The organism is Enterovibrio litoreus, assembly GCF_045679545.1.
In the GTDB taxonomy this organism is placed as follows: domain Bacteria; phylum Pseudomonadota; class Gammaproteobacteria; order Enterobacterales; family Vibrionaceae; genus Enterovibrio.
On the sequence record NZ_CP166194.1, the window covers coordinates 104846 to 124569 of the forward strand.

Annotated in this window: 20 protein-coding genes; 16 read left to right on the forward strand and 4 right to left on the reverse strand. The window is 49.0% G+C overall.

The window, feature by feature from the left end; translation table 11 throughout:
- Positions 1–4 precede the first annotated feature (4 nt).
- Together dtd and AB8599_RS00480 are read left to right on the forward strand one after the other, a co-directional pair.
- The gene (dtd, locus tag AB8599_RS00475) at positions 5–439 is read left to right on the forward strand and encodes a D-aminoacyl-tRNA deacylase (protein ID WP_407331887.1); all 435 of its coding nucleotides are present in this window, start codon (positions 5–7) and stop codon (positions 437–439) included.
- Between the two features lie 39 nt (positions 440–478).
- Entirely contained in the window at positions 479–1426 is a 948-nt protein-coding gene (locus tag AB8599_RS00480) for a YiiD C-terminal domain-containing protein (RefSeq protein WP_407331888.1), read from the forward strand.
- 9 nt (positions 1427–1435) lie between these two features.
- Here AB8599_RS00480 and AB8599_RS00485 read toward each other — a convergent pair whose 3' ends face one another.
- The 4 genes from AB8599_RS00485 to hslR all read right to left on the reverse strand — a co-directional run bounded on the left by AB8599_RS00485 (position 1436) and on the right by hslR (position 6749).
- Positions 1436–3334 carry an AsmA family protein gene (locus AB8599_RS00485; protein ID WP_407331889.1) on the reverse strand — a complete coding sequence of 633 codons (1899 nt, stop codon included), beginning with the start codon at positions 3332–3334 and terminating at the stop codon, positions 1436–1438.
- 166 nt (positions 3335–3500) lie between these two features.
- Complete coding sequence (gene pckA, locus AB8599_RS00490; protein WP_407331890.1) at positions 3501–5132, reverse strand: phosphoenolpyruvate carboxykinase (ATP); 1632 nt, start codon at positions 5130–5132, stop codon at positions 3501–3503.
- A gap of 312 nt (positions 5133–5444) precedes the next feature.
- Positions 5445–6320, reverse strand: coding sequence for an Hsp33 family molecular chaperone HslO (gene hslO, locus AB8599_RS00495; protein WP_407331891.1), 876 nt, complete (start codon positions 6318–6320; stop codon positions 5445–5447).
- 18 nt (positions 6321–6338) lie between these two features.
- Positions 6339–6749, reverse strand: a complete 411-nt coding sequence (hslR, locus tag AB8599_RS00500; protein WP_407331892.1) for a ribosome-associated heat shock protein Hsp15 — start codon at positions 6747–6749, stop codon at positions 6339–6341.
- Positions 6750–7015: 266 nt separating this feature from the next.
- On the opposite strand from hslR, the gene gspC reads away from it, so the two are divergent.
- The 14 genes from gspC to cysQ all read left to right on the forward strand — a co-directional run bounded on the left by gspC (position 7016) and on the right by cysQ (position 19679).
- Entirely contained in the window at positions 7016–7936 is a 921-nt protein-coding gene (gspC, locus tag AB8599_RS00505; RefSeq protein ID WP_407331893.1) for a type II secretion system protein GspC, read from the forward strand.
- Positions 7937–7959: 23 nt separating this feature from the next.
- Complete coding sequence (gspD, locus tag AB8599_RS00510) at positions 7960–9975, forward strand: type II secretion system secretin GspD (protein WP_407331894.1); 2016 nt, start codon at positions 7960–7962, stop codon at positions 9973–9975.
- A 26-nt stretch (positions 9976–10001) separates the two neighbouring features.
- On the forward strand, positions 10002–11519 hold the full coding sequence (gene gspE / locus AB8599_RS00515) for a type II secretion system ATPase GspE (RefSeq protein ID WP_407333153.1): 1518 nt from the start codon (positions 10002–10004) through the stop codon (positions 11517–11519).
- On the forward strand, positions 11519–12742 hold the full coding sequence (gene gspF / locus AB8599_RS00520) for a type II secretion system inner membrane protein GspF (protein ID WP_407331895.1): 1224 nt from the start codon (positions 11519–11521) through the stop codon (positions 12740–12742). The genes gspE and gspF overlap by 1 nt, the downstream gene beginning before the upstream one ends.
- 44 nt (positions 12743–12786) lie before the next feature.
- Entirely contained in the window at positions 12787–13224 is a 438-nt protein-coding gene (gene gspG / locus AB8599_RS00525) for a type II secretion system major pseudopilin GspG (RefSeq protein WP_016959439.1), read from the forward strand.
- 3 nt (positions 13225–13227) lie between these two features.
- Positions 13228–13785 (forward strand): type II secretion system minor pseudopilin GspH, encoded by a 558-nt coding sequence (gene gspH, locus AB8599_RS00530; RefSeq protein WP_407331896.1) that lies wholly within the window; start codon positions 13228–13230, stop codon positions 13783–13785.
- Positions 13782–14144 (forward strand): type II secretion system minor pseudopilin GspI, encoded by a 363-nt coding sequence (gspI, locus tag AB8599_RS00535; RefSeq protein WP_407331897.1) that lies wholly within the window; start codon positions 13782–13784, stop codon positions 14142–14144. The genes gspH and gspI overlap by 4 nt, the downstream gene beginning before the upstream one ends.
- On the forward strand, positions 14128–14775 hold the full coding sequence (gspJ, locus tag AB8599_RS00540) for a type II secretion system minor pseudopilin GspJ (protein ID WP_407331898.1): 648 nt from the start codon (positions 14128–14130) through the stop codon (positions 14773–14775). The genes gspI and gspJ overlap by 17 nt, the downstream gene beginning before the upstream one ends.
- Positions 14772–15797 carry a type II secretion system minor pseudopilin GspK gene (gspK, locus tag AB8599_RS00545; protein ID WP_407331899.1) on the forward strand — a complete coding sequence of 342 codons (1026 nt, stop codon included), beginning with the start codon at positions 14772–14774 and terminating at the stop codon, positions 15795–15797. Before gspJ ends, gspK begins: the two co-directional genes overlap by 4 nt.
- Entirely contained in the window at positions 15769–16974 is a 1206-nt protein-coding gene (gene gspL, locus AB8599_RS00550; RefSeq protein ID WP_407331900.1) for a type II secretion system protein GspL, read from the forward strand. Before gspK ends, gspL begins: the two co-directional genes overlap by 29 nt.
- A complete protein-coding gene (gspM, locus tag AB8599_RS00555) occupies positions 16975–17460 on the forward strand; it encodes a type II secretion system protein GspM (protein WP_407331901.1) in 486 nt (161 codons plus the stop codon). It begins immediately after the preceding gene.
- 1 nt (position 17461) lies between these two features.
- Complete coding sequence (locus tag AB8599_RS00560; protein ID WP_407331902.1) at positions 17462–18208, forward strand: type II secretion system protein N; 747 nt, start codon at positions 17462–17464, stop codon at positions 18206–18208.
- A gap of 20 nt (positions 18209–18228) precedes the next feature.
- Entirely contained in the window at positions 18229–18783 is a 555-nt protein-coding gene (nudE, locus tag AB8599_RS00565) for an ADP compounds hydrolase NudE (RefSeq protein WP_407331903.1), read from the forward strand.
- A gap of 80 nt (positions 18784–18863) precedes the next feature.
- Complete coding sequence (gene cysQ, locus AB8599_RS00570; RefSeq protein WP_407331904.1) at positions 18864–19679, forward strand: 3'(2'),5'-bisphosphate nucleotidase CysQ; 816 nt, start codon at positions 18864–18866, stop codon at positions 19677–19679.
- Positions 19680–19724 lie beyond the last annotated feature (45 nt).

The following is a 19724-nucleotide window of genomic DNA, read 5'->3' on the forward strand; positions in this document are numbered from 1 at the left end:
TGATATGATTGCGCTAATCCAACGAGTCAGTGAGGCCAATGTGGTTGTGGATGGCAATGTTGTCGGTGCGATTGGCAAAGGGTTGCTGGTGCTGTTGGGCGTAGAGAAAGGCGATGACGATAAAAAAGCGCATCGACTGCACGAAAAAGTACTCGGCTACCGTATTTTTGAAGACGAAAACGGAAAAATGAACTTGAATGTTCAACAGGCGGGCGGTGATGTGCTTGTGGTGTCGCAGTTTACGTTGGCGGCAGACACGAAAAAAGGCATGCGGCCAAGTTTTAATGGCGCTCCACCGCTAGAAGCCGATCGCTTATACCAGCTTTTTTCTCAATATTGCCGTGACAGTGGTGTTCGCACTGAAAACGGAATTTTCGCGGCCGACATGAAAGTCAGTCTGACTAATGACGGGCCTGTAACCTTTTGGTTGCAAGCCTAATACCGAGTAGTGCTTGGGTTCACAAGGAGAGGAACAACCATGTTTCGATTGATCACGCCAACGAAGGAAAGTGAGCTGAGTGCTTATTTCCATTTTCGCTGGAAGATGCTCCGTGAACCTTGGCGCCAACCTGAAGGGTCTGAGCGTGATGCGTATGATGTGGGGGCTCATCACCGCATGATTGTGGACGCGAAAGGTGAACCGATTGCGATCGGGCGCCTATATATTAGCCCTGATAACGATGGGCAAATTCGGTATATGGCGGTTGCACCACAATATCGCGCGCGAGGACTAGGGGCGCTAATATTGATGGCGCTGGAATCCTTAGCGCGACAAGAAGGTGCCAAGCGTCTTGTGTGTAATGCGCGAGAAGATGCGATTGGCTTTTACAGCGCGAATGGGTTTGTTAACCAGGGGGAGCTGAGCGAGGAGCGAGGACCCGTACAGCACCAACAAATGCTCAAGCTGCTCGATCCGATGTCTGATGTGGTGCGTCGCCCTGATTGGTGTCACGAGCTTCAGCAGCGCTGGCAGCAGCAAATCCCGATCAGTGACAAGATGGGCGTTCGAATTACGCAGTTTACTGGCTACCGCTTTGAAGTATCAGCTCTGCTCAATGCCAACTTAAACCCTCATGATTCGATGTTTGCTGGCAGTGTATTCAGCATGGCAACGCTGGCGGGGTGGGGCATGGTTTGGTTGTTGATGAAAGAGCGTCACTTGTCGGCAGCGATTGTATTGGCTGACAGCCATATTCGTTACCGTAAGCCGATCACTGAACGCCCGCGTGCGGTGGTATCGTTGGATAACCTAAGCGGTGATTTGGATCGTCTGGCGAATGGCCGTCGAGCGCGTGTCAAACTCGATGTGACGCTTTACAGTGGCGAAGAGGTTGCAGGTCATTTCACCGGCACGTTCGTGCTAATGCCCGAAAAAAGTACCGATAAACACGATGCGATGGAAAGCCAGACCCTGTTGTTTGGTTAACATTATCGTTCATCGTGGTGACGTATTGGTCAAACTCCCTTCTTTTGTCACCAAGTCCCAACTGCCAGAAAGTAATGCTTTGCCATTTCTGGCATCGACGCTGACTGGCGCGAGTTTGATGCGTCCGCGGTCAGCGGATAGCATCACTTTCCCCACATTTATTGGCAATTGAATGCTGTCACTGTTTCTATTAAGTGGAACAAAAAGCGCCAATAGGCTTTGTGCCAAGGACTGTGCAGGGTGGGTTTCTATCTCTGTCTGATGAAGTGTGGCGACAGCATCGCCGCTCAAACTGTACGCAAAGCTGTCGTCATCTGCGCCCAACCCGGATAAGCGAATATCCACATCATGCTCACCACTTAATGGCAATGTGACGCCCAGCCAGCGCTGATACAAGGAGTTAGGTATACGAATGCCACTGATCTCTGTTGTCCAAGGATGACTAGGATTGAGTAACTGAATACGTGCTTTTACCGACAACTGCCCTTGTGAGAACGACACGCTCAACGGGTCTAAATGCCAATCCCCAACCTCGTCGACGCGCATGTTGGCATAAGGTGAAGTCACCGGAATTCGATTAATACTGGCTGCTGCGGCACTGGCTGTGAGTGTACCTTGCCACATTCCATCCTGCGCGTTTTGGCGCGGGATCAGATCGCGACCGCGTAAGTTTAATCCAATGATTTGCATTGGAAAGCTGGGGTCGGGCAGTGTGATATTGGTATGTCTGATTGAAAGCCGTCCAAGCTCGACGGTGTTAAACGCTGCCCATTTTTGGTGCAGAGTATCAAACGTGGCGGTGTTCAATTCAATGTCTAAGCCATTTGCGGTCAGGGTGTTGAGTTTTAGTGACGAGGTGTCCATCGCGCCGGAAAAAGAGACAAACCCTTCATCGTTTACTTTCGATGAAAAAGCACTGACATTAATGCGCGTCGGTGAGAGTGATAACTCAGCAAGCAGATCGGTCAGTAGCCATTGATCGACATTGAATAAGCTGGCATTAAACGAGAGCAATGAGGCTGCTGCATTTTGCGCCCATACCAATTCGCCGTTTTGTAAGTTGACCGATTGCACGGAGAGATTCAGATGCTCAACCGTGATGTCATTCAACGCCGCACTGACATCGAGCAGATCCAGTCGCTTGATGTGGATGCTGTAATTTCGACTGAGCGTATCCCATTGCGTTTTGAGGCGCTGTAGCGGCTCTGAGGGCTCAATACGCGTATCAGAGAGCGTAAGCTGATGGATAACCCATTGGTTATCCGGTTGCAGTGTGGCACTTCCTGTCACGCTGCCGAAGGGGCTGCTTAGCGACAACCCCCATATCTCCCAAGCATCATCACGATATTCACTGTCGAGTAAAAGATTCGTCAGTATTTGCCCGTCGACCATGATTTTAGGAGCAGACAATTGGAATTTCCCCTGCCACGATCCCCATCTTGAGTGACTGTTATGCCAATCTGAAATCTGGATGTCGGCATGGGCAAAGGAAATGGTGTCGCTGTGATAGGTCACGTCATCCAGTGCGAGATGGTCAATTGAAAGGGAAGATGGCAGTGATGATTTCACGGATTCATCCATTTCAAGACCGCGTACGACAACACTGCGTAAGGTAATTTCACCGGATAAGGAAGCCAAGGGAGAGAGGCGCAATGACATGAAATGCACCGTACGGTGTTTGTGTGGCTCGCTATTATGAGTCAGTTGAGGATCGGACAGTGCCAGCGTGAACGGTGCTAGCAGGCTGTATTCCAAGGATGTCGCACTCAGTTCGTAAGGCGTAAGTAGCCTCACTGCCTGTTTCACCATTGGCAGTCCAAAGTTCGTACTCAGCACAGTCAGAAATGTAGCCAGTGTCACCACAAGCACGATCAGCAGTGAAGCAAACAGCTTGGCGAGCAAACGCATTTGGCGATGTTCTCTCTATGTCACACGAGGTAAGGGCGGTGTAGCCGCAGATGTGTTGAGGTTGGCGCAAAAATCGACGTTATTCAAGCGGTAATAAAAGCCGATGTGAAGCGGGATTGAGAAAAAGAAAGCCCCCAAGGTTGGGGGCTTGGATGGATTCAGCGGATTAGCCTAGCTGTGGGCCCGCTTTGACGAGTGCTTTGCCTTCATCATTGTCGGTGTATTCAACGAAGTTATTGATAAAGCGCTGTGCCAAATCTTCTGCCTTGCTTTCCCACTGTAGTGGGTCAACATAGGTATCGCGTGGATCCAAAATAGTAGGATCAACACCTGGTAGGCTAGTGGGTACTTTCAGGTTAAAGATAGGAATATCTTTGGTTTCCGCATGCTCAATGGAGCCATCAAGGATTGCATCGATAATACCGCGAGTATCTTTAATTGAAATGCGTTTGCCTGTCCCATTCCAGCCAGTATTAACCAGATACGCTTCTGCGCCCACCGCTTCCATTCGTTTCACCAGCACTTCCGCATATTTGGTTGGGTGCAGTGTCAGGAATGCCTTGCCGAAGCAAGCAGAGAAGGTTGGTGTTGGCTCAGTGATACCGCGCTCAGTACCTGCCAATTTCGCGGTGAAGCCTGATAGAAAGTGATATTTGGTTTGTTCAGGCGTTAGCTTTGAAACAGGTGGCAACACGCCAAATGCATCCGCCGACAAGAAAATCACTTTATTGGCATGGCCGCCTTTTGATACCGGTTTAACGATGTTTTCGATGTGGTAGATCGGATAAGAAACGCGGGTGTTTTCTGTTTTCGATCCATCATCAAAATCAATCGAACCATCGCCACGAACTGTAACGTTTTCTAAAAGTGCATCACGGCGGATGGCATTGAAAATGTCAGGTTCTGCTTCTTTCGACAATTTGATGGTCTTTGCGTAGCAGCCACCTTCAAAGTTGAACACGCCATTGTCATCCCAACCGTGTTCATCATCACCGATGAGTTCACGTTTTGGGTCGGTCGACAACGTGGTTTTACCCGTACCGGATAGACCAAAGAAAATCGCTACATCGCCATCTTCACCTTTGTTGGCAGAGCAGTGCATAGAAGCAATGTCTTTCAATGGTAGGAAGTAGTTCATCATGGCGAACATGCCTTTCTTCATCTCGCCGCCGTACCACGTACCGCCGATGAGTTGCATGCGCTCTGTCAGGTTGAATACTGTGAAGTTTTCTGAGTTCAGACCATGCTCCTGCCACTTCTCATTGACGCATTTCGCCCCATTCATGACCACGAAATCAGGTTCAAAGTTTTCCAGCTCTTCTTCTGTTGGGCGGATAAACATGTTTTTCACGAAGTGTGCCTGCCAGGCTACTTCGGTAATGACGCGGATGTTAAGGCGAGTATCAGGGTTTGCACCACAGTAGCCATCAATCACAAACAGGCGTTTGCCTGAAAGCTGCTTAGTGACTAAATCTTTGAGATCATCCCATACATGTTGATCGATAGGTTTGTTGTCGTTCGCACCTTGATCAGACCACCACAGTGTATCGCGAGTTGTGTCGTCTTTAACGATGTATTTGTCTTTCGGTGAGCGTCCGGTAAAGATCCCAGTATCCACAGCCACTGCTCCGAGTTCAGTGATGGTACCTTTCTCATATCCCTTCAGTTCAGGCTTTGTTTCTTCAGCGAATAATTGTTCGTAGGTAGGGTTACGAACTACTTCATTAACGTCGAATATGCCGTGTTGTGACAAATCGATGTTATGTGCAACCTTTTTTTCGACGTTCAAGACAGTCATAGGTGCTCCTTGGGTAAGATGTAAAGTAACTGTCGTCCATGCTAGCAACCTGAATTCGTCAATTCAGAGAGTTAATTCAAAAAATAACCACAAACTAATTCAGGGCAAAGGAATACTCTTAACGAGTCTGTATTACATATATTACCGTCATGTTGCTCGATTGTGCCACACGATATCGATTATTATTTGTACAAAATTAAGGGGTTAGAGAAAGGCGTATTTTTTGTGGGAAAGTAGGGCATTTAATAAATAAAACCGGCACAGAGGCCGGTTTTAGTGGGATTTTTAACCATTAATTATTTAAGAAAAATATTAATGTATTGTGCCTGTTGATGGGCCGGATTGGTCAAAAATGGCTGAAATATCAACGCTATCGAATGCATAGTCTGCGCCGCAGTAATCGCAGTGCAGTTTGATATCTCCGCTCTCAGCAACCATTTTTTCAACTTCTTGACGATCGATGGCAGCGATGGCTGATGCGCTGCGCTCACGAGAGCACGAACACTTGAAGGTCACACTTTTTGGCTCGTAGACGTTCACTGTTTCTTGGTGGTAAAGACGATATAACACGTCTTGTGCGTCCAAACTAAAGAGTTCTTCGCTTTTCACTGTGTCGGTCAGTTGTGCCAAGTGCGCGAAATCGTCTTCTTTGTCTTGGTCGCCAGGAAGAACTTGAAGCAGCATACCGGCTGCTTTTGCATTGCCTTCGAACTCACCCGTACGCAGCCATAGGCGAGTCTTCAATTGCTCTGAACGGGCAAAGTAGTCTTCTAGACAAGCCTCGAGCGTTTCACCTTCTAGACCAACAATACCTTGATAGCGTTCGCCTTTTTCAGGTTCGATAGTAATAACCATCTGACCTTTACCCACTAACGCATGAAGAGAAGCTGATTCTGGCAACTCGTCTTGCCAGCGAGCCGTACCGCGCATCACTTGATTGTGGTTACCATTAATCACGATCAGCGAAACCGGACCGTCACCTTGGATCTGAACGGTAATACTACCTTCGAACTTTAATGTCGCCGTCAGTAGGCTGGTAGCGACCAGTAGTTCACCCAGCAATTCTTTGACCGCTGCAGGGTAGTCTTTGCCACTCGTTAGTTGTTGATAGGTTTCTGATAGTTGGACTAGTTCGCCGCGCACTGAAACGCCATCGAACAAGTAACGGTGCAGACTGTCTTGTGCCATGGGATAACTTCTCCGGCTTTAATCGTTACTGTTTCTAAATTTGATAATATCGCGGCGCTGTTTTTTGTCAGGGCGGCGATCGGGACTTGGGTTGTGCGCGTGGAGTTTACGCTCAATAGTGCGTTGTTCTCTTCGTGTCACACTTTCATCGGTTTCGCGATAAAGGGTTTGAGCCTCGGGTGCGCCGCGACGATGTTCACTGATCTTTTCAATCGTTACGACTTTTTCTTCAAGGCCGAGTCTAAGTTTGATTTCCGCACCGACTTCCACCACTTTGCTAGGTTTTGAACGTTGGCCATTGTAATGCACTTTCCCCCCGTCGATCATGTTTCTGGCGATCGTACGGGTTTTATAAAAGCGCGCAGCCCACAACCATTTATCGAGTCTTACCTGCACGTTTTGGTTGCTATTGTCGTGTTTTGAGCCCACTAAACACCCCTTTATCTTTTAGCGGCTAAACTTATCACAATCAAGTAATCCGATCAGCATCACAATTATGACTCTTATATGGTGTTCAATCGTCTAACTTTCAAGCCGCAATGGAATCATTCAGACAAAAATAGGTTCTGACTTATCGGCAACAGCGATGAAAAAAGGTAAATTGGACAGTCAAATTATTAATTCCTGCACCTAGGCGCTAAAAACGGCACTTTGCTGGTTGCCAATGGAATACGATGTACTACGACAGGAAGAGCATGTCTGCGAATTTTGGGATTCAACGTCTAATGGATTGGGCGCAACCACAACTTGGGAAAGAGTTCCCCGTCAAAGCGGCAAAGTGGACCACACTGCTGCTGCTTTTGGTTCTAGCCTGGACATTGGGCCGCTTAGTGTGGTTCTGGGTAACGCCGCCTTTGGTTGATGTTTCATCGACAGCGGCAGTGATCGCGCAATCTGGGCAAGCGACACCGGTCTATCAGTTGGACCAGCTCGCAAATCGTCACTTTTTTGGACGCTTTAGCGAAAAAAGAGCCCCCGTTGAGAAAAAGCCTGAACCTGTTGTTGATGCGCCACGTACCCGATTGAATCTGACCTTGGTGGGTCTGGTTGCAAGCTCAGAGCCAGAACGCGGATTGGCGGTGATAGCTAATCGTGGTGCGCAGAAAACGTATGGTGTTGGTGAAGCGATTGAAGGCACGCGCGTAATCGTACGCCAAGTGTTGAACGATCGCGTTATCTTGCGAAATAATGGTAACGATGAAGCCTTAATGTTGGCAGGTATTGATTACAGTACAACCGGTCAACAACCTACTAGAAATACGCCTCCCGCCACCGCTCGTCCGCCTGCGAATACGGATGAAGCCGGTGCATCTGATCTCACCAATATTAAAGCCGAGATCATGAGTAACCCCCAATCACTGTTGAAATACATCACTTTGTCGCAAGAGCAAGGAGAGGCTGGCTTGATTGGTTATCGATTAGGTCCAGGCAGTGATAGCCGCCTTTTTAAAGAAGCTGGGCTGCAGTCAGGGGATGTCGCCGTGGGTCTGAATGGCGCTGATTTAACTGATCCCGCTGAAATGAACCGTATCTGGCAAAGTTTGTCTGATGCATCCGAGATCAGCCTTACCGTTCAACGAGACGGTCAACTGCACGAAATTTATATTGGCCTTTAAATAAGGCCGAAACGGAGAACACTGTGAAGACGTGGAAGAAAGGTAAAATCTGGCTGGTTGCCGGTGCACTTGCCATACAGAGCGTGGGCGCTTGGGCTGCTGAATTCAGTGCGAGTTTCAAAGGGACCGATATTCAAGAGTTTATTGAGATTGTGGGACGCAACCTCGAAAAAACCATCATCGTTGACCCGGCAGTACGCGGCAAAGTGAATGTACGCAGTTACGATGTGTTGAATGAAGACCAGTACTATCAGTTTTTTCTCAACGTATTGTCCGTTTATGGCTTTGCGGTTGTTGAAATGGAAAATGGTGTGCTGAAAGTCATCCGTGACAAAGACGCGAAGCAATCTGCCATCCCTGTGGTTGGCGATGATGATAAGGTGCAAGGCGATGCCGTCGTCACACGTGTTGTGTCGGTTAAAAACGTGTCTGTTCGTGAACTGTCCCCTTTATTGCGTCAATTGATTGATAATGCGGGTGCGGGCAATGTGGTTCATTACGACCCAGCCAATGTCATCATGATTACAGGCCGTGCCGCGGTGGTTAACCGTTTGGCTGACATTATTGAACGTGTCGACCAAGCCGGTAACAAAGAAGTGGATGTTGTACACCTTGAATTTGCTTCAGCATCAGAAATGGTTCGCATTGTTGAAAGCTTGAACAAGCAAGGTGACGGCAAAAATACGCCAGCATTGCTTCAGCCAAGTTTCGTTGCTGATGAACGCACGAACTCCGTACTCATTTCTGGTGAGCCACAAGTGCGTGAGCGTATTCGTAAGCTGATCTCACAACTGGATCGTGAAATGGCGACAGTTGGCAACAACCGCGTGATTTACCTACGCTACGCCAAAGCCGAAGACGTCGTGGATGTCTTGCAAGGCGTTTCTGAAAACTTGATTGCGGAGAAGCAAGGTGGACAACGTCAGCCTGGCCCTGCCGCGAGCGATGTAAAAATTTCTTCCCACAAAGGCACCAACTCACTGGTTATTACTGCGCCGCCTGACATCATGCGTGCGTTGGAAGGCGTTATATCGCAACTTGATATTCGTCGTGCACAAGTGCTGATCGAAGCCATGATCGTGGAGATTTCTGAAAGCGACGGTGCGAATCTTGGCGTTCAGTGGGGCTCGCTTGAAGGTGGCGGTATTCAATTCGGCAATACCGGTGTGCCGGTCACCAATTATCTGGCTGCACAAGAAGAAGCGAAAGATACAACCACAACGGAATCACGCTTCGATAACAATAATAACTTGGTGCAAGTCCCTATCACGGAATCTGGTGACCCTACTGCAATTGCAGAAGTGCTGGGCGGTGTGAGCGGTCTTGCCGCAGGCATCGTATTTGGTGACTGGACGGCGTTGGTGACTGCGGTATCGTCGAACAATGATTCCAACATTCTCTCGTCACCAAGTCTGATGGTGCTGGATAACGAAGAAGCCTCGTTTATCGTCGGTGAAGAAGTGCCCGTCGTCACGGGTTCAACAACAGGGTCAAACAACGACAACCCATTCCAAACCGTTGAACGTAAAGATGTGGGTATTAAGCTGAAAATCACCCCACAAATCAACGAAGGTGATTCAGTCCAGCTGACTATTGAGCAAGAGATTTCGAATGTATTGGGCGCAAGTGGTGCAGTTGATATTCGCTTTGGCAAACGTCAGCTCAATACCTCCGTACTTGCTGCTGACAAGCAAATGATTGTGCTGAGTGGCCTGATTGATGAGCAGACCAATGAAAGCGAGCAGAAAGTGCCGATTTTGGGTGACATTCCGTTTCTTGGTCACTTGTTTAAATCAACATCATCGGGCAAAACAAAGCGTAACCTGATGTTGTTTATCAAACCAACCATTATCCGCTCTGGCTTGACGGCCGATGGCATTTCACAGCGTAAATACAACTACATCCGAGCAGAGCAGATCTATCGTTCGCAGGAGGAAGTGAAACTGATGCCTGGCGTGAAAAAACCCGTGCTGCCTGAATATGGTGTCGATCTGACTATGCCTGCAGAAGTGCGTGCCATTATGGCAGAGCTGAGGTAATCGCCATGGATATGCAGTCTCTGGAAATGGATCCAGACATTGTCGGCGACGACTTGGATTCAGCGGCAGTGACCGCTGCGACACGTTTGCCGTTTGGTTTCGCCAAGCGCCATGGTGTCGTGGTTGAGCGTACCGATCATGGCTGGTTACTGTATTACCGTGATCAGCCTAAACCGGTGATATTGATGGAAGTGCGCCGTGTACTGGGACATAGCTTTACGCCAATCCAACTTCGTAGTGAAGACTTTGAGCCTAAAATGACTCAGCTTTATCAGCGTGATTCCTCTGAGGCGCAGCAGTTGATGGAAGATATCGGCGCTGATAGCGATGATTTCTTTGCGTTGGCTGAAGAGTTGCCACAAAGCGAAGATTTGCTCGAATCGGAAGATGATGCGCCAATCATCAAGCTGATCAATGCCATGCTCGGTGAGGCGATCAAAGAAACGGCGTCTGATATCCACATTGAAACCTTTGAGAAAAGCCTGTCGATTCGATTCCGTGTTGATGGTGTGTTACGAGAAGTACTTAGCCCTAGCCGCAAATTAGCGCCGCTTCTGGTTTCTCGTATCAAGGTTATGGCACGTCTCGATATCGCGGAAAAGCGCGTGCCACAAGATGGCCGTATCTCATTGCGCATCGGTGGACGTGCTGTTGATGTACGTGTATCAACCATGCCGTCATCTCATGGCGAGCGTGTAGTACTTCGTCTTCTTGATAAAAACGCCACCCAACTCGATCTTGAAAGCTTGGGCATGACTCGCTCAGTCCAAGATAGCTTCCAAGCATTGATTAAACGTCCTCACGGTATTTTGTTGGTCACTGGTCCTACGGGTTCGGGTAAGTCCACCACCTTGTATGCAGGTTTGACTGAGCTCAATAGCGCCGAACGCAACATTCTGACGGTGGAAGATCCGATTGAATTTGATATCAACGGGATTGGACAAACACAGGTAAATACCAAGGTCGACATGACTTTTGCTCGCGGACTGCGCGCCATTTTGCGTCAGGATCCCGATGTGGTGATGGTCGGTGAAATTCGTGACCTAGAAACGGCACAAATTGCTGTTCAGGCATCCTTAACGGGTCACTTGGTGATGTCCACACTTCACACCAATACCGCAGTAGGTGCTGTGACACGTTTGCGTGATATGGGCATTGAACCTTTCCTTGTGTCTTCTTCGCTATTGGGCGTACTGGCCCAGCGTCTGGTGCGAACCTTGTGCCCGGATTGTAAAGAAGCCTACGAGGCTGACGCACAAAGCAAAGCCTGGTTTGAACTGGCAGAAAGCGAGCCGTTAACTCTTTATCGGGCAAAGGGCTGTAAAGCGTGCAACAACAAGGGTTACCGCGGACGAACAGGTATCCATGAACTGCTCGTGGTGGATACCCAAGTACAGGAATTCATTCATAACGAAGCGGGTGAACAGGCTATTGAGCGCTATGTTCGCCAATCAACACCAAGTATCCGTGCTGATGGTCTGATGAAAGTACGTAAGGGCCAAACCACGTTGGAAGAAGTTCTGCGTGTGACGCGGGAGGGGTAATGGCAGCGTTTGAGTACAAGGCATTAAATGCTAAAGGCCGAACGGTTAAAGGGGTTATCGAAGCCGACACGGCGAGGTTAGCTCGCCAATTGCTTCGTGAAAAATCCTTAGTGCCAATGGAAGTGGCGCAAACTCACGAAAAAGAGCAGCAGAATCAAACCAAATCCTCGAGTGGGTTTCAGCGTGGTATTAGCACTAACGAACTGGCTCTGATCACTCGACAACTTGCCACCTTGGTGCAGGCATCCATGCCGTTAGAAGAATGTATCAAGGCAGTCGCCGAACAAACCGAAAAGCAGCGCCTTAGAAATATGCTCACGGGCGTTCGTGCGCGTGTCGTTGAAGGTTATACCTTGTCGGACAGCTTTGGTGATTACCCGCATGTGTTTGACCAACTCTTTCGTGCCATGGTGGCGGCAGGAGAAAAGTCAGGACATTTGGGCCCTGTGCTAGAGCGTCTGGCCGATTATGTCGAGAACCGACAGCAGGTTAAAAACAAGCTTATTCAAGCCATGGTGTATCCCATTGTACTGACGGTAGCGGCGATTGCGATTGTGGCGTTTTTGTTGGCAACCGTGGTGCCAGACATTGTGGGTCAATTCTTGCGAACCGGTGCAGAGTTGCCAGGGATCACTCAGGTTCTTTTAGCCGCCAGTGATTTTGTCACGCAATGGGGTTGGCTGGTGTTGGTGCTATTTATTGGCGGAATTGCGCTGACTAAAACGTTGCTGCGTAACAAGAACCGCAAGTTGGCGTGGGATAGGAATATTCTTGGCATGCCAGTGATTGGTCGTGTTGCACGCGGGTTGAATACCTCCCGTTTCGCGCGCACCTTGTCAATTTGTACTTCCAGCGCCATCCCGCTGCTTGATGGCATGAAAGTGGCGGCGGACGTGATGACCAATACCTGGGTAAAAGCCAAAGTGCTGGAAGCGTCCGATCGCGTTCGTGAGGGCTCAAGTCTTCGCGTCTCACTAGAGAAAGCTAAATTGTTCCCGCCTATGATGCTGCACATGATTGCCAGTGGTGAACGAAGCGGTGAATTGGAACAAATGCTGACGCGTGCAGCAGACAATCAGGACAGGGACTTTGAGTCCCAAGTGAACATTGCGCTGGGCATCTTTGGTCCAATGTTGATTATTGCCATGGCAGGCATCGTACTTTTCATTGTCGTGGCAACATTAATGCCTATTATTCAGCTCAACAATATTGTGGGCGTTTGATTTCAACGTATGCTGCCAAGCAGCAATTTTTCAGGAGAGAGAACATGCAACGACGTCAACAGGGCTTCACCCTGCTGGAAATTATGGTTGTCATCGTTATTTTGGGTGTATTGGCAAGTTTGGTTGTACCCAATCTGCTGGGTAACAAAGACAAAGCGGATCAGCAAAAAGCCGTGACAGATATCAGCTCGCTAGAAGGCGCGTTGGATATGTATCGATTGGATAACAGTGTTTACCCAACCACGGATCAAGGTCTTGATGCATTGGTGTCAAAGCCTAGCTCATCGCCAGAGCCACGTAACTACCGTCAAGACGGCTACATTAAGCGTTTGCCACAAGACCCTTGGGGCAACGATTACCAATACTTGAATCCAGGTGAGCACGGTACCACTGATATCTTCACCTTAGGCGCAGATAACCAAGAAGGTGGCGAAGGCGTGAATCAGGATATTGGTAACTGGAATATGCTTGAGATTAATTAAGCGATGAAGAGAGGGCGCCCATCCGGGTTTACATTGCTGGAAGTCCTGCTTGTGGTGGTGCTATTAGCCATCAGCGCAGTGATAGTGGTGCCCAATCTGCCTCAAAACCAAAGTGATGAAGCCAAAGAAGAAGCGCAGCGGTTTTATCAATTGGTGCAGCTATGGTCTGAGCAGACGTTGTTAACAGGGCAAACCTTTGGCCTTCGCGTCAATGACGATCGATATGAACTACTTCGCTTAACGCGTCAAGATTGGGTCGCGGCTGAAGAAGGGCGCACAGCGACGGAAGTGACTATGCCAGAGGGCATTGAGCTTGATTTGCAAGTGACCGGTTTTGTCGCTGAAGAAGACAGGCTGTTTGATCGAGACAAACTGTTTGATGAAGATATGTTTGCTGAAGAAGAAAATAAGCCCAAGCCCCCTCAAGTGGTGCTGATGGGTAATGGCGAAATTATCCCATTTACACTGACGTTTCTGGCCAACGAAAAGCGACTTTGGCAAGTGACAGGCAATGATGTGGCAACCTTCGAGATCAAAGCGCTGAATGAGGGTAAAGAGTGATAACGCATCGCGGCTTTACCCTGATTGAAGTGATGGTAGCTATGGCTGTGTTCGCCGTGGCTGCGCTCGCGGTACTGAACGCGACCGGACAGCATGTGAATACTTTGGGTGTGTTGGAAGAAAAAACTTTCGCGTCCATGGTGGCTGATAACCAATTGGCCTTGTTTGTGTTGGAAGGCAAAGTACCGTCGTCAGAAAAAAATGGCAGCTCAGAGATGGTAGGACGCACATGGTATTGGACCATCAAACCTACTTCAACGGCGGACAATACGCTGCGAGCGGTCGACGTGATTGTATGGCAGGACGAAAGTAAGCGTGGTTCGCTTGTCTCGGTGAGAACCTATGTGCCCGCCAATTAAACGCGATGCGCGTGGCTTTACGCTGATTGAAGTCCTTTTGGCGCTAATGATATTCGCGACCTTGAGCATGTCTGCAAACCAGATTTTCAGCAATGTCATTACCAGTGATAAGCAAACCGAAGAGGTCGGTAACGCGCTAAAAACGTTGCAACGTACACTGCTTATCATGGACAGTGATTTTCGTCAGATGATGGCGAGGCAGTATCGAAACGGCGGTGATGAAGCGGAAGAAACCTTGCTTGAATTTAGCGATGACCTACTCGATTCTGAATCACAGGGTATCCGATTTGTTCGAGGTGGCTGGATAAACCCGCAAGCACTGTTTCCTCGTGGTGAGGTAGTGAAGGTGGGTTATCGCATTCAGGACAATACATTGGAGCGTATTCGCTGGATGTATCCCGATGACAGTTCGTCGGTGGAGCCTGCGATTATGCCCGTTATGGAAGGTGTGAAAGACATCAGCTTTGCCGTACTCGGTAGCGAGAGTTGGCAAGAAAGTTGGGATAGCCCACTTGAGATGCCTAAAGCCATTCGCGTGACACTCGATACCGATCGCTATGGTGAGCTGGTGCGAATTTATGTGTTGTCAGGGCAAACGTTGCCAGCACCTGTCGCAGGTGGAACGCAATGATGAGAAACAACGCAGGGCGCAGATCACAGCGTGGAGTGGCATTGCTGGTGGTGCTACTGATCATGGCCTTGATGACTACGGTTGCTGCGAACATGGCGAATCGCATGTTTGTGAATTTTGATCGTGCAGAAAGTCAGATTCGTTACCAGCAAGCATATTGGTATGCACAGTCTGTCGAATCGCTAGCTCGATATGGCCTTGAAGAAAGTTTTGGTGACGATGATACCGTTACCTTGAGTCAGCCTTGGGCGGTACGTGATCAGGTGTATCCCCTTGATGGTGGGCAGGCAACAGGTAACGTGTATGACCGCCAAGCGTGTTTTAACGTTAACGGCTTGCGTGATATTAAGCCGACAGAAAATGGCACCAATCCTGCGATGGTTATTGCGCTTCAACAACTGATTGAATCGCAGGATGTTGATAGTTTTGAAGCAGAAACCGCCGCTGCGGCCACGTGGGAATATATCGATACCAACACCAATGTGCAGTCACCATTAGGGGTGGAAGACAGTGAGTATGAAGCACGCTCGATAGCGCACGTTACCCCCAATGGCTTCATGGCTGATATCTCCGAATGGCGAGCCGTTAATGGTGTAAGCCGAGAGATATATGAAAAAGTGAGTCCGCTTTTGTGTGCCTTACCCAACAGTAAGTTGGTGATTAACGTCAACACATTAACGGAAGAGGATGCGCCTATTCTCACCGCACTGTTTCATCCAAACTTGACGGATGATCAGGCAAAAAATTTGATCAACGAGCGAAATGCTGTTGATGGTTGGAAAGACGTCGCCAGTTTCATTGCAGAGCCTGTTTTTTCTGGGATCAGTGAAGAAGACAAAGAAAAGCTCAAAGAGTATTTCGATGTGCGCAGCCGCTTTTTTGAGTTAGACACAGAAATTACCCTCAACAGCACATCACTAAGATTACGTGCGCTGTTGCAAAGGGACGATAATGGTACGGTGACAGTTGTTCGTCGCCGCTTTGGAGGAATGAGTGAGCGAGATCCTGACAATCCGGCTTAACTGCGACCCGCAGGAACCCATACCTTGGTTGGTATGGTCAGCAAGCCAACAAGAAGTGATTGCCTCGGGCGAAGCAGACAGTTTGTCACAACTGACAGACTACGCTGTTGATCGCGACGTGGTGGCATTGGCAGACAGTTCGGCTGTCTTGCTAACCACAGTGACTATCCCGTCAGGGAGTGCGCGTCAGCTTGAAAGTGTATTGCCGTTCCTGCTAGAAGATGATGTGGCTCAAGATGTTGATCAGGTACATGTCACCTTGTTGAGTAAAACCGCTGAACAAGCGCAGGTCGCAGTGGTTGAAAAAGTCATCATGCAGAGATGGCTTGATGAATTGTCAGAGGCGGGTTTGGTTATTCGTCGCTTGATCCCTGATTGCTTATGCTTGCCGTTAAATGAAGATGCTTACAGCGCTGCCCAGCTTAACAATCGTTGGCTGGTGCGTTCAGGTGAGACAAGTGGTGGTTCTGCGGAAACGCTGTGGCTGCCAGTATGGTTGCGTAGCCTGCATGACCAAGGCGATAACGACGAGCCGATGAAGCCAGTGTTGAGCTATTCAGAACTGCCGGAAGATGCGGCAGATAACTGGCGTTGTGAGCCTACTGAGCTTGTCATGTTGCTGCTTTCTCAAGGCGCGATGCAAAGCCGCTACAACCTGTTGGTAGGGCGCTATAAGCCTCAAAACCAACTCTATAAGCACCTTAAACCTTGGCGCAGCGTGGCGATAGCCGCGGGGTTGTTGCTGTCGGTGCTAGGGGCTGAAAAAGTAGCCGCTATCTATCAAATGGAAGCGCAAGCTGAGCAATATCGCGTTCAAAGCGAAACCAGAGTGCGAGCGTTACTACCGCAGAATCAGCGAATTCCAACCACCAGTTATATGCGTAGACTGCTTGAGGCAGAAGTGGCTAGGTTGTCTGGATCTGGTGCCGAATCTGGCGTGATGATTTGGCTGGCTGAATTAGGTCCATTGCTTGAAGGTGCCAAGGAGATACAGCTTGATGCAATGCGTTTTGATTTCGATCGTGGCGAGCTACGTCTGAATGCACGAGGCAAAGACTTCGGTGATTTTGAAAAATTGCGTGAAACCTTATCGACGAAATACACCACCGAATTGGGGCAGTTGAGTCGTGATCAGCAAAGTGTCACTGGCGCGTTTGTTTTGCGAAAGGAGCCATAAATGAAAGCGATAGTGGCTTATTGGCAAGGACTGTCTAAGCGCGAGCAACGGCTAATGGGTTTTGCCATTGCTGTTTTGCTCATCGGTGGTTTGTATTGGGGGCTAGTAAGCCCACTGCAAGCCCGCGCCGAACAGGCACAACAGCGCCTGAACAGTGAAAGAAATCTCCTCATTTGGGTTAACAGTAAGGCAGCAGAGATTGAATCTTTACGCGCTACGACTGGCAACCGTGGGCAAGTTAGTGCCTTGCCATTGAATCAGTCTGTCACCAGTAGCGTTAAACGTTATAACCTCGAAATTGTACGTATTCAGCCGCAACAAGAGGAAATTCAAGTGTGGTTGAAGCCCATGCCATTTAACACCTTGCTAAGCTGGCTCGACTTTCTTTCAGTGAGTCACGGTGTGCAAGTGAAGTTTATCGATGTTGGCAAAACTGACACGCAAGGCGTCGTAGAAGTCAAACGTCTGCAATTGGGTCGGGGGTAAGATGAAACGCACGATCTTGATGAGTGTTTTGTTTTTGCTAGTGTTATTGACCAGTGTTGTGGTGCATGTGCCAGCCAGCTTTATCTTTCGCTATGTTCCACCGGTTAATGGCCTTGAGATTGACGGTGTAACAGGAACGGTATGGAACGGAAAGGCGGCCAACTTTGTCTGGCAAGGACAGCCTCTTGGTGCAATTAATTGGCAATTTAAACCGCTGAAACTGTTGACTGGCAATGCGGATGTTGCCGTGCGTCTTTCCGGTGTGCCAGGTTTTTCTGCCCGCGGCAATGTGGGATATGGATTGGGTGGTGCTTACGCGAGTGACTTGCTGTTTTCTATGCCTGCACGCTTTGTTCAATCTTTTGTTCCCTATCCATTGCCAGTGAGTCTTGCTGGTCAGTTTGATCTCACCTTGCGCGACTATCAATTGCAGCAACCCTTTTGCGATGTCCTCGACGGCACGCTAGCATGGTCACAAGGTAATGTGATGTCTCCGATGGGAACTGTTGACCCAGGATTGGTCATGGCGAATTTGTCATGTGATGCGGGCAGTGTGCTGGTCAATGGTGACAGTGATTCAGAGGCTATCCAGACCGAATTCAGTTTGTCTTTGTCGCCGGATCAGCAATACAGCGTCAGCGGATGGTTTATTCCAGGTGATGCATTGCCTGAGGGCTTGAAAAGCCAGTTAGGCTGGCTAGGCGCACCAGACAGTGAAGGGCGCTACCGATTGAGTTTCAACGGCTAGGCCTTTCGCAGGAGAGAATGATGAAGCAAAAGACAAAAGCGCCGGAAATACTCGACGCCAAAGTAGTCGCTAAATCACGGTTGTTTCAGATCGAAGCGCTCGATTTACGGTTTAGCAATGGTGTTGAGCGCACTTACGAACGCATGAAGCCGAGCGGTCGCAATGCAGTGATGATTGTTCCCGTCACGGAGAGCGGCGATCTGTTGCTGGTAAGAGAATATGCGGCCGGAACAGAGTGTTATGAACTAGGATTTCCTAAGGGATTAATTGATCCCGGGGAAACCGCCTTAGAAGCGGCAAACCGAGAACTAAAAGAAGAAATTGGCTTTGGTGCCAATCATTTGATCCCGTTGAAAGAGGTGGTGCTTGCACCGTCGTATTTTTCAAGCAAAATGACCCTGTTGCTGGCGCAGAATCTTTATCCAGAGAAGCTTGAAGGCGATGAACCTGAGCCGTTGGAATTGGTTCGTTGGCCCGTCGCACAGGCAGAAGAATTATTAGATCACATTGATTTTGGGGAAGCCCGCAGTATCACTGCCTTGTTATTGGCAATCAGGTACCTGAACGACCATTAAGCGTCGTGATGGTAGTTAAGTGATAGTGACCATTGCCTGTTCAACAAAGTCGTAATGTGAGAGCCCAAGAGGAGTGATACATGGAGCTGTCACCGCTATTGCAACCTGTGATAGACATTGCTCGCGAGTCAGGACAAGTGATCCTGGATATTTACCAGCGAGGCGATTTCGAAAAGAACATCAAAAGTGACGATACGCCAGTCACGAGCGCAGATCTTGCTGCGCATAAATTGGTGACAGAGCGTTTGAAAGCACTAACGCCAGATATCCCAGTATTGTCTGAAGAAGATGCGTCAGTTCCGCTGAGAGAGCGTGAGAACTGGACGCGCTATTGGCTGGTTGATCCATTGGATGGCACGCAGGAATTTATCGCAGGTAGCGGGGATTTCGCAACCATCATTGCGCTGGTGGAGGATAATCAGCCTGTGATGGGTGTGGTATATGGTCCTGTTTCTGGCGTTTCTTACTACGCGGCGAAAGGCCATGGGGCATGGAAAGTGATGCCTGATGGCGAGAAAGTGCGCTTATCAATCATGAAGCATGATGGCGATGTGACATCTTTGTCTATCGCAATCAGCCGACGTCAAGATATCAAAGCGATTACAGAACGTTTGGCGCCAAGTCTCAATTACAATTTGGTTCCGCTTGGCTCTGCGGCATTGAAGTCGTGTTTGGTGGCAGAGGGTTCGGTCGATTGCTATTTGCGTCTTGGGCCGACGGGTGAGTGGGACACGGCTGCCACTCAGTGCATTGTTGAAGAATCGGGCGGCCGTATCTTGGATACAACCTTATCTCCGCTTTCTTACAATGAGCGAGAGTCTTTAGAAAACCCTAACTTTATTGTTCTGGGTGATACCGACCTGCCATGGCGAGACATCATCCGTCTCGGCGATTAGCAGGGCTGTTCAGTAACAAACAAAAAAAACGGAGCGAACGCTCCG

Bases quoted from the DNA above. Each gene is read 5' to 3' on its own strand.
- dtd (WP_407331887.1), top strand. From the start codon at position 5: ATGATTGCGCTAATCCAACGAGTCAGTGAGGCCAATGTGGTTGTGGAT.
- AB8599_RS00480 (WP_407331888.1), top strand. From the start codon at position 479: ATGTTTCGATTGATCACGCCAACGAAGGAAAGTGAGCTGAGTGCTTAT.
- AB8599_RS00485 (WP_407331889.1), bottom strand. From the start codon at position 3,334: ATGCGTTTGCTCGCCAAGCTGTTTGCTTCACTGCTGATCGTGCTTGTG.
- pckA (WP_407331890.1), bottom strand. From the start codon at position 5,132: ATGACTGTCTTGAACGTCGAAAAAAAGGTTGCACATAACATCGATTTG.
- hslO (WP_407331891.1), bottom strand. From the start codon at position 6,320: ATGGCACAAGACAGTCTGCACCGTTACTTGTTCGATGGCGTTTCAGTG.
- gspC (WP_407331893.1), top strand. From the start codon at position 7,016: ATGTCTGCGAATTTTGGGATTCAACGTCTAATGGATTGGGCGCAACCA.
- gspE (WP_407333153.1), top strand. From the start codon at position 10,002: ATGGATCCAGACATTGTCGGCGACGACTTGGATTCAGCGGCAGTGACC.
- gspF (WP_407331895.1), top strand. From the start codon at position 11,519: ATGGCAGCGTTTGAGTACAAGGCATTAAATGCTAAAGGCCGAACGGTT.
- gspG (WP_016959439.1), top strand. From the start codon at position 12,787: ATGCAACGACGTCAACAGGGCTTCACCCTGCTGGAAATTATGGTTGTC.
- gspH (WP_407331896.1), top strand. From the start codon at position 13,228: ATGAAGAGAGGGCGCCCATCCGGGTTTACATTGCTGGAAGTCCTGCTT.
- gspJ (WP_407331898.1), top strand. From the start codon at position 14,128: ATGTGCCCGCCAATTAAACGCGATGCGCGTGGCTTTACGCTGATTGAA.
- gspK (WP_407331899.1), top strand. From the start codon at position 14,772: ATGATGAGAAACAACGCAGGGCGCAGATCACAGCGTGGAGTGGCATTG.
- gspM (WP_407331901.1), top strand. From the start codon at position 16,975: ATGAAAGCGATAGTGGCTTATTGGCAAGGACTGTCTAAGCGCGAGCAA.
- AB8599_RS00560 (WP_407331902.1), top strand. From the start codon at position 17,462: ATGAAACGCACGATCTTGATGAGTGTTTTGTTTTTGCTAGTGTTATTG.
- nudE (WP_407331903.1), top strand. From the start codon at position 18,229: ATGAAGCAAAAGACAAAAGCGCCGGAAATACTCGACGCCAAAGTAGTC.
- cysQ (WP_407331904.1), top strand. From the start codon at position 18,864: ATGGAGCTGTCACCGCTATTGCAACCTGTGATAGACATTGCTCGCGAG.